General features: G+C 72.5%; 11 protein-coding genes. All 11 read left to right on the forward strand.

Annotated elements, in window-relative coordinates:
* Positions 1-40 precede the first annotated feature (40 nt).
* The 11 genes from MFF04_RS00665 to MFF04_RS00715 all read left to right on the forward strand — a co-directional run bounded on the left by MFF04_RS00665 (position 41) and on the right by MFF04_RS00715 (position 14,177).
* Positions 41-628 (forward strand): ANTAR domain-containing response regulator, encoded by a 588-nt coding sequence (locus MFF04_RS00665; protein WP_238273558.1) that lies wholly within the window; start codon positions 41-43, stop codon positions 626-628.
* A 10-nt stretch (positions 629-638) separates the two neighbouring features.
* Positions 639-1,652 (forward strand): CmpA/NrtA family ABC transporter substrate-binding protein, encoded by a 1,014-nt coding sequence (locus MFF04_RS00670; protein WP_238273559.1) that lies wholly within the window; start codon positions 639-641, stop codon positions 1,650-1,652.
* Between the two features lie 120 nt (positions 1,653-1,772).
* Positions 1,773-1,922 (forward strand): hypothetical protein, encoded by a 150-nt coding sequence (locus MFF04_RS00675; RefSeq protein WP_238273560.1) that lies wholly within the window; start codon positions 1,773-1,775, stop codon positions 1,920-1,922.
* A gap of 307 nt (positions 1,923-2,229) precedes the next feature.
* On the forward strand, positions 2,230-3,486 hold the full coding sequence (locus tag MFF04_RS00680) for an NAD(P)/FAD-dependent oxidoreductase (protein ID WP_238273561.1): 1,257 nt from the start codon (positions 2,230-2,232) through the stop codon (positions 3,484-3,486).
* Between the two features lie 12 nt (positions 3,487-3,498).
* Complete coding sequence (locus MFF04_RS00685; protein WP_238273562.1) at positions 3,499-5,301, forward strand: NirA family protein; 1,803 nt, start codon at positions 3,499-3,501, stop codon at positions 5,299-5,301.
* Positions 5,298-6,896, forward strand: coding sequence for a sulfite reductase subunit alpha (locus MFF04_RS00690; protein WP_238273563.1), 1,599 nt, complete (start codon positions 5,298-5,300; stop codon positions 6,894-6,896). The genes MFF04_RS00685 and MFF04_RS00690 overlap by 4 nt, the downstream gene beginning before the upstream one ends.
* A 227-nt stretch (positions 6,897-7,123) precedes the next feature.
* Positions 7,124-9,796, forward strand: coding sequence for a nitrate reductase (locus tag MFF04_RS00695; RefSeq protein ID WP_238273564.1), 2,673 nt, complete (start codon positions 7,124-7,126; stop codon positions 9,794-9,796).
* Positions 9,797-9,840: 44 nt separating this feature from the next.
* On the forward strand, positions 9,841-11,301 hold the full coding sequence (gene cysG / locus MFF04_RS00700; protein WP_238273585.1) for a siroheme synthase CysG: 1,461 nt from the start codon (positions 9,841-9,843) through the stop codon (positions 11,299-11,301).
* A 127-nt stretch (positions 11,302-11,428) separates the two neighbouring features.
* Positions 11,429-11,926 carry a 5-(carboxyamino)imidazole ribonucleotide mutase gene (gene purE / locus MFF04_RS00705; RefSeq protein ID WP_238273565.1) on the forward strand — a complete coding sequence of 166 codons (498 nt, stop codon included), beginning with the start codon at positions 11,429-11,431 and terminating at the stop codon, positions 11,924-11,926.
* Positions 11,923-13,029, forward strand: a complete 1,107-nt coding sequence (locus tag MFF04_RS00710; protein WP_283206332.1) for a 5-(carboxyamino)imidazole ribonucleotide synthase — start codon at positions 11,923-11,925, stop codon at positions 13,027-13,029. Before purE ends, MFF04_RS00710 begins: the two co-directional genes overlap by 4 nt.
* A 269-nt stretch (positions 13,030-13,298) precedes the next feature.
* The gene (locus tag MFF04_RS00715) at positions 13,299-14,177 is read left to right on the forward strand and encodes a tetratricopeptide repeat protein (protein WP_238273566.1); all 879 of its coding nucleotides are present in this window, start codon (positions 13,299-13,301) and stop codon (positions 14,175-14,177) included.
* Positions 14,178-14,214 lie beyond the last annotated feature (37 nt).

Here is a 14,214-nt window from a genome sequence, read left to right on the forward strand (position 1 = left end):
CGCACGGTTCCCTCTCCCTCCGACGCCGCCTCCCGGCCCCATGTCCGACACCAGCCTCACCGTCGCCGTGATCGATCCCAGCCGCGCCCGCGCCGCGATCCTCGAGGAGGGTCTCAAGGCGGCGGGCGTCGGCCGCGTGTTCGTCGTGCCCGACTCGGCCGACCTCGTGGAGCGGATCGAGACCCTGAAGCCCGACGTGGTGGTCGTGCATCTCGAGAGCCCGAGCCGGGACATCCTCGAGCAGATGTCGAGCGTCACCCGGCAGGTCGAGCGGCCGGTGGCGATGTTCGTGGACCGCTCCGACGCCACCATGATGCAGGCGGCGGTCGATGCCGGGATCTCCGCCTACGTGGTCGACGGGCTTCAGCAGGACCGGATCAAGTCGATCATCGACGTCGCCATCCTGCGCTTCAACGCCTTCGCCCGGCTCCAGCGGGAGCTCAGCGAGGCGCGGGGCGAGCTCGCCGACCGCAAGCTGATCGAGCGCGCCAAGGGCATCCTGATGGCGATGAAGGGGCTCTCGGAGGAGGAGGCCTACAAGCAGATGCGCAAGAAGGCCATGAACGAGAAGCGCAAGATCGCCGACATCGCGCGCGCCATCGTCACGACCGCGGACATGCTCGGATGAGGAGCGCGCGATGAGACTGCACGCCGGCTACGTCCCCCTCTGCGACGCCGCTCCCCTGATCGTGGCGGCGGACATGCGCTTCGGCCGCGAGGAGGGGCTCGAGATCGAGCTCTCGGCGGAGCCGTCCTGGGCGACGCTCCGGGACCGGCTGGCGCTCGGCCATCTCGACGCCGCGCACATGCTGGCGCCCCTGGCGCTGGCGAGCGCGCTCGGCCTCAGCGGGCCGCCCTCGGACCTCGCCGTGCCGCTCTCGATGAGCCTCAACGGCAACGCCGTCACCGTCGGCGACGGCCTCTGGGAGGCGATGGCCCCGGAGAACGACGATCCCAAGACCGTGGCGCGCGCCTTCGCCCGCGTCGCCGAGGAGCGATACCGCACCGGCCGGCCCCTGACGCTCGGCACCGTTCATCCCTACTCCTCGCACACCTACCAGATCCGCCGCTTCTGCGGCCTCGGCAGTCTCGACCCGGAGGCGATACGGCTCGTGGCGATGCCGCCGCAGCGCAGCGTCGAGGCGCTGGCCCGCGGCATCATCGACGGGTTCTGCGCCGGCGCGCCCTGGAACAGCGTCGCCGTCGCCGCCGGCCTCGGGCGCATCGCCGTGCTCTGCTGCGAGATCGCGCCGGACTATCCCGAGAAGGTCCTCGCGGTCTCGGCGCGGATCGCGGACGGCGCGCTCCCCCTGGTGCGGGCGGTGGCGCGGGCCGGGCAATGGTGCGCGGACCCGGCCAACCGCACCGAGATTGCCCATGTCGTGACGCAGCGCGGCCGGATCGAGGCCGACGCGGCCGTAATCGAGCGCTGCCTGTCGGGCGATCTTCTGGTCGACGACGCCGGGACCCGGCGCTCGGCGCCGGACTACCTGCGCTTCGACGGCCACGCGCAAAAGCCGGCGGCGGAGTCGGTGGCGCGGATCGTGGCGGACATGCGCGCGGCCGGGCAGTTTCCGACCTCCATCGAGCCCCGGGCCGCGGCCGCGGTCTACCGCCCGGACATCCTGACCATGGCCGGATTGCGGGCCTGAAACGTCGCGTCGCGCGGGCGTGGAACGGGAGTCGATATCCGCCGTTATAGCTGCGTCATGCCCGGTTGCCGCAGCTCGATCCTGTCACCTTCGCTCCCGGCCCGGCCGGCCCCCGCGATCGTGTCGCGCTACGTCCGTTCGCATGCGCTTCCGCCGCGCCCGGCCAACGACAACCGCCGCGTGATGCACCCTCAGATCTGGCATTGGGCGCTCGGCATCGGCGTGATGCCGACCGTAGGCATTGCCCTTCTTCTCTCCCTTCTGATCTGAGCCGGTGGACCCTCGGCCTGCATAGCGCGCTTGCGCACTGCGCAAAATTTGAGCGCTCCGCGGGCCTGAAACGGTTTCAGCCTTCGCGCCTCCGCCCGCGCCGCCTGCCTTTCGTCCCTGGCACGGAACCTGCTCCTCCTCTCTCGCCGGTCAACGACGATCGGCAGCACCGTCAGCGAGGCCGCTGATCCGGTTGTGCTGCGGGTGCCATGAGGCGCTGGCAGCGCGTGAGCCGGGCAGGGTTTTCGTCGGCGGCCCGCCCCGAGCGAGCAGCCTTCCGGCACGAGGACGAGACGCGGTTCCCACGATGACAGCCACTGGCACCGGTCCCGCCGGGGCGCGCGAGCGCCTCGTGGTCGTCGGCAACGGCATGGCCTCCCTGCGCTTCCTGGAGCGCGTGACGGAGGACGCGCCGGGCCTGTACGACGTGACCGTCGTCGGCGCGGAGCCGGTGGCCGCCTATAACCGCGTGCTGCTCTCCTCTCTTCTCGGCGGCGAGGTCGACGAGGCCGCCTGCGCCTTCCGCGGCCTCGACTGGTACGCGAGCCACGGCATCCGTCTCCTCACCGGCGCCCCCGTCACCGCCATCGATCGCGAGAACGGTCTCGCCGTCGTCGGCGAGACCCATGTGCTGCCCTTCGACAAGCTTGTGCTTGCGGTGGGCTCGACGCCGATCCGGCTCCCGAAGCCCGGGATGGACCTGCCCGGCATCCTCACCTTCCGCGACCTCGCCGACGTCTCCGCCATCCGCAAGGCCGCCCGCGAGCACGCCCGCGCCGTGGTGATCGGCGGCGGATTGCTCGGGCTGGAGGCCGCCGTCGGCCTCGCCCGGCTCGGCGTCGACACGACGCTGCTCCACGTCATGGATCGGCTGATGGAGCGCCAGCTCGACCACGCCGCCGCCGACCTCGTGCGTCGCGCGATGGAGGCCAGGGGCGTCCGCGTGATCCTGAACGCCGACACCGCCGCCGTCGAGGGTGACGGTCGGGCCGAGCGACTGCGCCTGACGGACGGTACCGTGATCCCGGCCGATCTCGTGGTGGTCTCGGTCGGTGTGCGCCCGTCCGTTGCGCTCGCGCAAGGAGCCGGCCTCGCCACGGGCCGCGGCATCCTGGTCGACGACACCATGGCCACCTCGGACCCGCGCATCTTCGCGCTCGGCGAGTGCGCCGAGCACCGGGGCATGGTCTACGGCTTGGTCGAGCCCGCCTACGAGCAGGCCGAGGTGCTGGCCAAGCATCTCGCCGGCCACGAGGCCCGCTACGCCGGGACCGCGCTCTCCACGAGCCTGAAGGTGTCCGGCCTGCCGGTCTTCTCGGCGGGCGTGGTTGACACCCCCGAGAGCGCCGAGGCCGTGGTGATGAGCGACGCCGGCGCCGGCCTCTACCGCAAGCTCCTGATCGAGGACGGACGGCTGATCGGCGCCGTCTTCGTCGGCGACATCGCCGAACAGGCCCTGTGCAAGGCGCTGATCCGCTCCGGCGAGCCGGTGGCGGAGATGCGCGACGACCTGATGTTCGGACGACCTGCCGAGGCGGGCACGTCCCAGCCGCTCGCAGCGTGAAGGAGACGCGTCATGGCTGAACCACTCGCGACGGACGAGTTCAACGCCGAGCAGAAGCGCTACCTCGAAGGCTTCGCCTCGGGCATCGCCGCCGCGCGTCTCACCGGAGGGCTCGCGGCCGGCACTGCCGCGACCGCGCCCTCCGAGCCCACGGGCCCGGAGGCGACGCACATCAAGGCGCAGGAGCGCACCGTCAGGGAAGGCGGCAAGCTCTGCGACCAGGAGAAGTGGAAGCGGGCCGAGAACCCCTTCGATGCCCACAACCGGCTCATCGCCGAGGCGGCGGCCGGCACGACGCCGAAGCCCGAGGACAACTTCCGCTGGCGCTATCACGGCCTGTTCTGGGTGGCGCCGACCCAGACCTCCTACATGTGCCGCCTGCGCATCCCGAACGGCATCCTCACCGCCGCACAGTTCGCGGGCGTCGCCGACCTCGCCGACCTTCACGGCGGCGGCTACAGCCACGTGACGACGCGGGCGAACCTCCAGGTCCGCGAGATCGCCCCCGAGCACGCCCAGCCCTTCCTCGACGGACTCGTCGATCTCGGCCTCACCGCGCGGGGCGCGGGCGCCGACAACATCCGCAACGTCACCGGCTCGCCGGTGGCCGGCATCGACGCCGGGGAGCTTCTCGACACCCGCCCGCTGGCGAAGTCCTGGAACAACTGGATCCTCAACGACCGCTCGCTCTACGGCCTGCCGCGCAAGTTCAACGTCGCCTTCGACGGCGGCGGCATCATCCCCGTCTTGGAGGAGACGAACGACATCGGCTTCCAGGCCGTGGAGATCGCCGAGGGCGCCGCCGTCCCCACGGGCATCTGGATGCGCCTCGTCCTCGGCGGCATCTCGGGGCACAGGGACCTCGCCCGCGACACCGGCGTCGTGCTGCGCCCCGAGGAGTGCAATCGGGTCGCCGACGCGATCCTGCGCGTCTTCATCGACCACGGCGACCGCACCAACCGCAACAAGGCGCGGATGAAGTACGTCCTCGACGCCTGGGGCTTCGACCGGTACCTCGCCGCCGTCGAGGAGAAGCTCGGGAGGAAGCTGGAGCGGGTCGACCCGGCCCACGTCCTGCCCCGCCGCGAGACGAACCGCTTCGCCCATGTCGGCGTGCACAAGCAGAAGCAGGACGGCCTGAACTGGATCGGCGTCGTGCTGCCGGTCGGCAAGCTCACCACCGATCAGATGCGGGCCCTGGCGGGTATCGCCGCCGAGTGCGGCGACGGCCAGATCCGCATGACCGTCTGGCAGAACTTCCTGTTCTCCGGCGTGCCCGATGCCAAGGTCGCCGAGGTCGAGGCGCGGGTGGCGGCGCTGGGGCTGCACACGAAGGCGTCGAGCATCCGCGCCGGGCTGGTCGCCTGCACCGGCAACCGCGGCTGCAAGTTCGCCGCCTCCGACACCAAGGGCCACGCCCTCGTCATCGCCGACTACATCGAGGCGAACCTCAAGGAGCTCGACGTGCCGGTGAACCTGCACCTCACGGGCTGCCACCACTCCTGCGCCCAGCACTACATCGGCGACATCGGACTCATCGGCGCGAAGGTCGTCGTCTCGGAGGAGGGCGACACCGTCGAGGGCTACGACGTGGTGGTCGGCGGCGGCTTCGCGGAGAGCGCCAAGATCGGCACCGAGATCTGGAAGGCCGTGAAGGCCGAGGACTGTCCCGGTCGGGTCGAGGCGCTGCTGCGCTCTTACCTCGCCGGACGGGAGAGCCTCGCCGAGAGCTTCCAGGCCTTCACCCTGCGCACCGGCCCCGAGGCCCTGCGCGCGCTCGCCGAACACCAGACTGTCCTGAAGGCTGCCGCATGAGCCAGCACGTCGCGCCCCCCCTCGTCCTGATCCCGGAGACGGCGCCGTTCTCGGCGGACCAGCGCTCCTGGCTGTCGGGCTACTTCGCCGCGCTGCTCGGCCCCGCCGTCGAGGGCGCGACCGCGCTCGCCGCCGGAGAGACGCCTTCGGGCCCGGCGCTCGCCGACAACGGCGACGCGCCCTGGCACGACCCGTCCATGGTCATCGGCGACCGCATGGAGCTGGCCAAGGACCGCTCCGAGCCGCAGAAGCTGATGGCGGCCATGGCCCAGCAGGATTGCGGCCAGTGCGGCTACAACTGCGCCGACTACGCCAACGCGATCTTCCTGAAGAGCGAGGCCCGCCTCAACCTCTGCCAGCCCGGCGGCAAGGACACGCTGCGGATGCTCAAGCGCCTGGAGGAGGAGTTCGGCGCCTCAGGCGGCGGCGTCGCCCCCGCCTCCGCGGACGCGGCTGCCGCCGCCGAGGCCCCGCTCGGCCCGCTGGGCTACTGCCGTGAGAACCCCGTCGAGGCGACCTTCCTGTCGCGCACGCGCCTCAACGCGCCGGGCGGCGAGAAGGAGACCTGGCACATCGAGATCGACCTGAAGGACACGCCGATCGAGTACGTCGTCGGCGATTCCCTCGGCCTGTTCCCGGCGAACGCCCCGGCGCTGGTCGACGCGGTGATCGCCGAGCTCGGCGCCCGGCCGGAGCGGATCGTCGGCGGCAAGACCCTGCGTCAGCGGCTGCTCGCGGACTACTCGCTCGGCGCCGCGCCGGACGGGCTCTACCAGCTCCTGTCGCTCCTCACCTCCGGAGAGGCCCGCAGGAAGGCGCAGGCGCTCGCCACCGGGGAGGACCCGGACGGGGACGCCGCCTATCTCGACGTGCTCGGCGCGCTCCACAAGTTCCCCGGCGCCCGGCCCGACGCGGAGGTCTTCCTGGAGACGCTCGACGAGCTCCAGCCGCGGCTCTACTCGATCTCCTCATCGCCCAAGGCCGATCCGGGGCGCGTGTCGCTCACCGTCGACGCGGTGCGCTACAATCACCGCTCGCGCCTGCGTCTCGGCGTTGCCTCGACCCATCTCGGCGAGCGCATGCCCGAGACCACCAAGGTCAAGGTCTACCTCCAGAAGGCGCACGGCTTCGCCCTGCCGGACGACCTCTCGAAGGACGTGATCATGTGCGGGCCAGGCACCGGCATCGCCCCGTTCCGCGCCTTCCTGCGGGAGCGCGCGGCGACGAAGGCGCCGGGCCGCAACTGGCTCTTCTACGGCCACCAGCGGCAGGCCTCGGACTTCTTCTACAAGGACGAGCTGACGAAGCTGCGCGACGACAAGGTGCTCACGCGCCTGTCGCTCGCCTGGTCCCGCGACGGCGCCGAGAAGACCTACGTCCAGGACCGCATGCGCGAGAACGGCGCCGACCTCTGGAAGTGGCTGGAGGGCGGCGCGCATTTCTACGTCTGCGGCGACGCCAAGCGCATGGCCAAGGACGTGGAGCGGGCGATAATCGACGTCGCCGCGGCGCATGGCGGCAAGTCGCCCGACGAGGCGGTGGCCTATCTCGCCGGCCTGAAGAAGGCCGGGCGGTATCAGGCGGACGTGTACTGACACGCACCAACCCTCCCCCTTCGCGGGGGCGGGTGCCTCGCGGATGCGAGGCGGGAGAGGAAACGCCGCTTCCGGCACGGACGCGGCGTCGATGCCGAGCGGGGTCCGGCACCGTTGCTTCCCTCTCCCGTCGCCCTTCGGGCGCCACCCTCCCCCGCAGAGGGGGGAGAGCAAGGCGGCGTGACTCTTGCTCCCGCCGTCGAAAGCCATCCGTGGAGGAGCCAGGCATGACCGCGCACGCGCCGGAGCCGACCGTCCGCACCACCTGCGCCTATTGCGGCGTCGGCTGCGGCGTCCTCGCGACTCCGGACGGGCAGGGCGGCGCGGCGATCGCGGGGGACCCGGACCATCCTGCGAACTTCGGCCGTCTCTGCTCGAAGGGCTCGGCGCTCGGCGAGACGCTCGGCCTCGAGGATCGTCTGCTGCACCCGATGCTCGACGGCCGCCGCGCCTCCTGGGAAGAGGCGCTCGGCGCCGTGGCGGGGGGCCTGCGCAGGACCATCGAGCGGCACGGGCCGGACTCGGTCGCCTTCTACCTCTCGGGCCAGCTCCTGACCGAGGACTACTACGTCGCCAACAAGCTCGCGAAGGGCTTCATCGGCACGCCGCATGTCGACACCAACTCGCGGCTCTGCATGTCGAGCGCGGTGGCCGCGCACCGCCGCGCCTTCGGCTCGGACACGGTGCCGGGCTGCTACGAGGATCTCGACGAGGCCGATCTCATCGTGCTCGTCGGCTCGAACACCGCCTGGTGCCACCCGATCCTCTACCGGCGCATGACGGACGCAAGGACCAAGCGCGGCACCCGCCTCGTGGTGATCGACCCCCGCCGCACCCAGACGGCGGAGGAGGCGGACCTGTTCCTGCCGCTGGCGCCGGGCTCCGACAGCGCCCTGTTCTCCGGCCTCCTCGTCCACCTCGCCGACACCGGCACCCTCGACGCGGGCTTCATCGAGCGCTCGACCTCCGGGCTCGACGCGGCGCTGGACCGGGCACGGAGCATCGCCCCGAACCTTGCCGCGGTCGCCGCCCTGACCGGGCTCGACGAGGCGCGGATCGCCGAATTCTACGCCATGTTCGCCGACACGGAGCGGGTCGTCACCGCCTTCTCCCAGGGCGCCAACCAGTCCGCGCAGGGCACGGACAAGGGCAACGCCATCATCAACTGCCACCTCGCCACGGGGCGCATCGGCACCCCCGGCGCCGGGCCGCTCTCGCTGACCGGCCAGCCCAACGCCATGGGCGGCCGCGAGGTCGGCGGGCTCGCCAACATGCTCGCCGCGCACATGCACTTCACGCCCGAGGAGGTCGACCGGGTCCGCCGCTTCTGGAAGGCGCCGAACATCATCACAGGCGAGGGGATGAAGGCGGTCGCCCTTTTCGAGGCGATCGAGACGGGCCGGATCAAGGCGCTGTGGGTGATAGGCACCAACCCGCTCGTCTCGATGCCCCGCGCCGAGCGCATCCGCGCGGCCATCGAGACGCTCGACCTCTACGTCGTCTCGGAGGTCGTGGCCGATTCCGATACCGCCGCCGCCAGGGGGAAGCGCACGGTGCTGCTGCCGGCGCTGGGCTGGGGCGAGAAGGACGGCACCGTCACCAACACCGAGCGCCGCATCTCCCGCCAGCGCGGCTTCCTGACCGCGCCGGGCGAGGCCCGGGCCGACTGGGCGATCCTGAGCGACGTCGCCCGCCGGCTCGGGCATGGGGAAGCCTTCCCCTACACCTCGGCGGCCGCGATCTTCCGTGAGCACGCGGCGCTCTCGGCCTTCGAGAACGAAGGCACCCGCGACTTCGACATCGGGGGCCTCGCCGATATCGGCGACCGCGCCTACGACGTGAGCGCCCCGGTGCAGTGGCCGGTGACGCGCAAGGGCGGCACCGTCTCGACCCGCAAGCGCCTCTTCGCGGACGGGCGCTTCTTCACCTTCGATGGCCGCGCCCGCTTCGTCGCCGTGCAGAGGCCGGCGCTCGCCGAGCCGGCGACGCCTCAGCGGCCCCTCGTGCTCAACACCGGCCGCGTCCGCGACCACTGGCACACCATGACCCGCACCGGCCGCAGCCAGCGGCTGGCCGCCCACCGCTCCGTGCCCTTCCTCGAGATTCACCCGGACGACGCGGCCGCCGCGGGGCTGACGGACGGGGGCATCGCCCGCCTGTCGAGCGCCCATGGCGAGGCGGAGCTGGAGGTCGCAGTGACGGACGCGGCCCTGCCCGGCAACCCGTTCATGCCGATGCACTGGAGCGACGCCACCGCCTCTCGGGCCTTCGTCGGCGCGCTGGCGCAGGGCGCGAACGATCCCGTCTCCGGACAGCCCGAGCTGAAGGCGACGCCGGCCGCCGTCACCCCCGTGCCCTACCGGTCCCGCGGCTTCCTGCTGACGCGGAGCAAGCGCAGCCTGCCGGAGGGCTGGTGGTGGGCCCGCGCCACGGTCGTGGGCGGCTCGGCCCTCCAGTTCGCGACGAACGACGGCTCCCGCGAGATCGCCCTGATGATGCGCGGCCTGTTCCAGGGGATGGAGCTCGCCGAGTACGCCGACCACGCCCGCGGCCGCTACCGCTGCGCCGTCTACGACGGCGAGCACCTCGTCGCCTGCCTGGCGCTGGGTCCTGCCGAGGCGCGCCCGGACTGGGAGGCGGCCAAGGCGCTGTTCGCCCTCGACGCGCCGGACGCGGCGGCCCGTAGGGCGCTGCTGACCGGCCGCGCGGCCTCCGCCGCCGGCCCGACCGTCTGCGCGTGCCACGGGGTCGGGCTCGACGCCATCACTGCCTGCATCGCCGGGGGCGCGGGCAGCGTCGAGGCGGTCGGCGCCGCCTGCAAGGCGGGCACGAATTGCGGCTCCTGCATCCCCGAGATCCGCAAGCTGCTGCCGGCGGCGCTTGCGCGCAGCGCAGCATAGGCCCACCCTTGGAGCCTTCGACCATCGTGACCGCACCGACCCTCATGAGCATTCCCCGCCAGCCGCGCGAGACGCAGTCGCAAGGCCTCGAACCCTTGAGCGTGCTGCCGGTCTTCCTCGACTTGAAGGGCAAGCGGGCCGTGCTCGCCGGCTCGAACCCCGGCGCGCCCTGGAAGGTGCGGCTGCTCGCCGCCGCCGGTGCCGAGGTCGACGTCTACGCGCCGGAGCCCAGCGAGGAGTTGCGCACCGTGCCGGGCACCGAGGTCGCCGGCCGCGTCACGCTCCACGAGCGCGACTGGATGCCGGGCGACCTCGCGGGCGCCGCCTTCGCGATCGGCGCCTTCGACGAGGAGGAGCCCTGCCTCGCCTTCGTCGAGGCGGCCCGCGCCGCGGGGGCCATCGTCAACGCCGTCGACCGGCCGCATCTCTGCGACGTGAAGTTCGGCGCCATCGTCAACCGCTCGCCTCTCGTCGTCGGCATCTCCACGGAGGGTGCCGCCCCGGTCTTCGGCCAGACCGTGCGGGCACGGATCGAGGCGATGCTGCCGCAGGGCTTTCGCGCCTGGGTGGCCGCGGCACGGGACTGGCGCGAGAGCGTGAGCGCGCGGCTGCACGGCTTCGCGGAGCGCCGCCGCTTCTGGGAGGGCCTGACCGACCGCGCCTTCGCCGAGCCAGACCGGACGCCGACCGAGGCCGATCTCTCGGAGCTGCTCTCCCGCACCGAGGCCGCGCCGAAGGGCGGCGCCGTCACCCTGGTCGGCGCCGGGCCGGGGGACGCGGAGCTTCTCACCCTCAAGGCGCTGCGGGCGCTGCGCAACGCCGACGTGATCCTCTACGACGATCTCGTCGCCCGTGAGATCCTCGACTACGCGCGGCGCGAGGCCCGCACCATGCTCGTCGGCAAGACCGGGCACGGGCCATCCTGCCGGCAGGACGACATCAACGCGCTGATGGTCTCGCTGGCGAAGTCCGGCAAGCAGGTCGTGCGACTGAAATCCGGCGATCCCCTCGTGTTCGGCCGGGCCGGCGAGGAGATCGAGGCCTGCCGGCTCGCAGGCATCCCCGTGCGGGTGGTGCCCGGCGTCAGCGCGGCACAGGGCGCCGCAGCATCGCTCGGCGTCTCGCTCACCCACCGGGACGCGGCTCGGCGCCTGCAATACGTCACCGGTCACGACCGCCGCGGGGCCCTGCCCGAGGACCTCAACTGGGGCGCGCTCGCCGACCCGAGCGTGACGACCGTCGTCTACATGCCCAAGCGCACGCTCCGCACGCTGCTGGAGCGGGCGGTGGCGGAGGGGCTCGCACCCGAGACCCCGGCGCTCCTCGTCTTCAACGCCACGCGGCCGACGCAGGAAGCCGTGCGCGGGTGCGTCTGCGATCTCGCCGACCGGGTCGAGGCGGCGGGGATCGACGGGCCGGCGCTCCTGATGGTGGGCGAGGCTCTGGCGCTAGGCGTCGATGCCGGGTCCGAGGCCCCATCGGCCGAGACCGCCGCGGCGGTCTGAGGCACGGCCCTTTGTCGGGGGAGGGCGGCCGCCCTCGCCTTGCGGGACGGGGGCAGCGCCTGTATGCGGCGGGTTTCGGCCCGCGCCCGCGAGGGGCGCTCCCGACGTTTCCCGAGCGGACCCTTCGATGGCCTCACAGCCTCCCGTGGCGATCATCATGGGCAGCCAGTCCGACTGGGCGACCATGCGCCACGCCGCTGAGACGCTCGACGCGCTGGGCATCCCCCACGACGACCGCATCGTCTCGGCGCATCGCACGCCGGACCGGCTCGTGGCCTTCGCCAAGGGCGCGCGGGAAGCCGGCTTCAAGGTGGTGATCGCCGGGGCCGGGGGCGCCGCGCACCTGCCGGGCATGGCGGCCGCCATGACGAGCCTGCCAGTGTTCGGCGTGCCAGTCGAATCGAAGGCGCTCTCGGGCCAGGACAGCCTGCTCTCGATCGTGCAGATGCCGGCGGGCATCCCCGTCGGCACGCTCGCCATCGGCCGGGCCGGCGCCGTCAACGCGGCGCTGCTCGCCGCCGCCGTCCTCGCGCTCACCGACCCAGCGCTCGCCGAGCGCCTCGACGCCTGGCGCGCCCGCCAGAGCGAGTCCGTGGCCGAGCGCCCGCAGGCGGACCTCCCGTGACCAAGACCCCAACGATCGCGCCGGGTGCCACCATCGGCATCCTCGGCGGCGGACAGCTCGCGCGCATGATCGCGCTGGCGGCGGCGAACTACGGCCTCAAGTGCCACATCTACGCGCCCGACGCCGACAGCCCCGCCTTCGAGGTGGCGGCGCACAGCACCGTCGCGGCCTACGACGACGCGGAGGCGCTCGCGGCCTTCGCGGCGGAGGTCGACGTCGTCACCTACGAGTTCGAGAACATCCCCGGCGCCACCGCCGACATCCTCGAATCGCGCTCCGTGCTGCGGCCGAGCGCGCGGGCGCTCGCGACCACGCAGGACCGGCTCACCGAGAAGCGCTTCGTCAACGGCCTCGGCATCGAGACCGCGCCGTTCCGGCCCGTGGACACGGCCGAGGACCTCGCCTCCGCCCTCGAGGCGCTGGGCCGTCCCGCCGTCCTCAAGACCCGGCGGCTGGGCTACGACGGCAAGGGCCAGCGCATGATCCGCCCCGGCGAGGCGATCGATCCGGCCGCGATCCTGAGGAGCCTCGGCGACGTGCCCTGCATCCTCGAAGGCTTCGTGCCTTTCGAGCGCGAGGTCTCGGTGGTCGCCGCCCGCGGCGCCGACGGCGCCTTCGCCGCCTTCGACCTCTGCGAGAACGAGCACCGCGACCATATCCTCGCGCTCACCCGCGTGCCGGCGCCGGGCCTCTCGGAGGCGACCGCCACGGAGGCCGCCCGCATCGCCAGGGCGATCGGCGACGCGCTCGGCTATGTCGGCGTCTTCGCCGTCGAGATGTTCCTCGTGCGCGAGGGCGGCGAGCGGCTCGTCGTCAACGAGATCGCGCCCCGGGTCCACAACTCCGGCCACTGGACCATCGAGGGGGCGCTCAGCTCCCAGTTCGACCAGCACGTGCGGGCGGTCTGCGGCTGGCCGCTCGGGGACCCGTCGCGCACAGGCGGCATGGCCGTCGAGATGGAGAACCTGATCGGCGCCGACGCCGATTCCTGGGCCGGGATCCTGGGCCGTCCGGGCAGCCACCTGCACCTCTACGGCAAGGGCGAGGCCCGACCCGGCCGCAAGATGGGCCACGTCACCCGGCTCATCCCCGACCGGCGCTGACCGTCCCGATTCTGCGGCCCGCGGGCCACAGGGGAGGGCGCCCGAGCACCCTCGGCACGGCTTTCGCGAGGGGTTCTCCGGCGGGCCATACCTTCGCCACATCAGGCCGTTGTGAGCGCAAAGGCGCGCGGCATTAAGCGGGCGTTCACCGCGATGCGAGACGGTCCCCGGGCCGTCGCGGCATCCCGGTCGAGCCCGAGGCCGCCGCGATGGCGAGGGAAGCGATGGCCGGGCGCCGGGACGCGCGAGGGGCCGGGGAGAACGGGGCGATGACGGCACTCAAGCTGGAGACGGGCAAGCTGCGCACGGGTCTCGCCGGCGCGCTCGCGCTGACGGCGGTCGGGCTCGCGGGCTGCGAGACCGTGGGCAGCGCCGCCGCGCCCCGCCAGTTCGCCGTGCTGGAGACCGACACGACGGGCGCCACCAACACCAACATCGCCTCGCTCAGCGAGGTCGTGCAGCGCAACCCGAACGATGCCGCCGCCTACACCACCCGCGGCGCCGCCTACGCCCGCGCCGGCCAGTTCAACGAGGCGATCGGCGACTTCACCAAGGCGATCCAGATCGATCCAAACTCGGGCGCGGCCTACAACAACCGGGCGCTCGCCTACCGCCAGACCGGCCGCAACGACGCCGCCCTCCAGGACTTCGCCAAGGCGATCTCCGCGGACCCGAACTACGCCCCCGCCTATATCGGCCGGGCCAACGTGCTGCGCGCCAACGGCGACCTCGACGGCGCCCTCTCCGACCTCAACCAGGCGATCCGCCTCGCGCCGGAGTCGGCCGAGGCCTACCACGCCCGCGGCCTCGTGAAGCAGAGGCAGGGCCAGAACGCCCACGCCATCGCCGACTTCGACGCCGCGATCGACCGCAACCCCTTCGTCAGCGCGCCCTACGCCGCCCGCGGCCAGAGCCTCATCGCCACGAACCAGTTCGACAAGGCGATCGAGGACTACAACGCGGCCCTCAACGTCAACAACAAGGACGCGACCTCCTGGGCCTATCGCGGCCTCGCCTACGAGAAGTCGAACCGGCGCAAGGAGGCGATGGAGAGCTACCAGCGCGCCGCGCAGATCGACCCCGGCAACCCGGTGGCCAAGCAGGGCCTCGGCCGGGTCTCCGGCGGCATGGGCTCGCTGTTCAACTGATCGGCGCCTCCCCGACGAGGGGAGACGTTCCGCCCCG

Origin of the sequence: Methylobacterium jeotgali (assembly GCF_022179345.1) — a bacterium.
Taxonomy (GTDB): Bacteria; Pseudomonadota; Alphaproteobacteria; order Rhizobiales; family Beijerinckiaceae; genus Methylobacterium; species Methylobacterium jeotgali.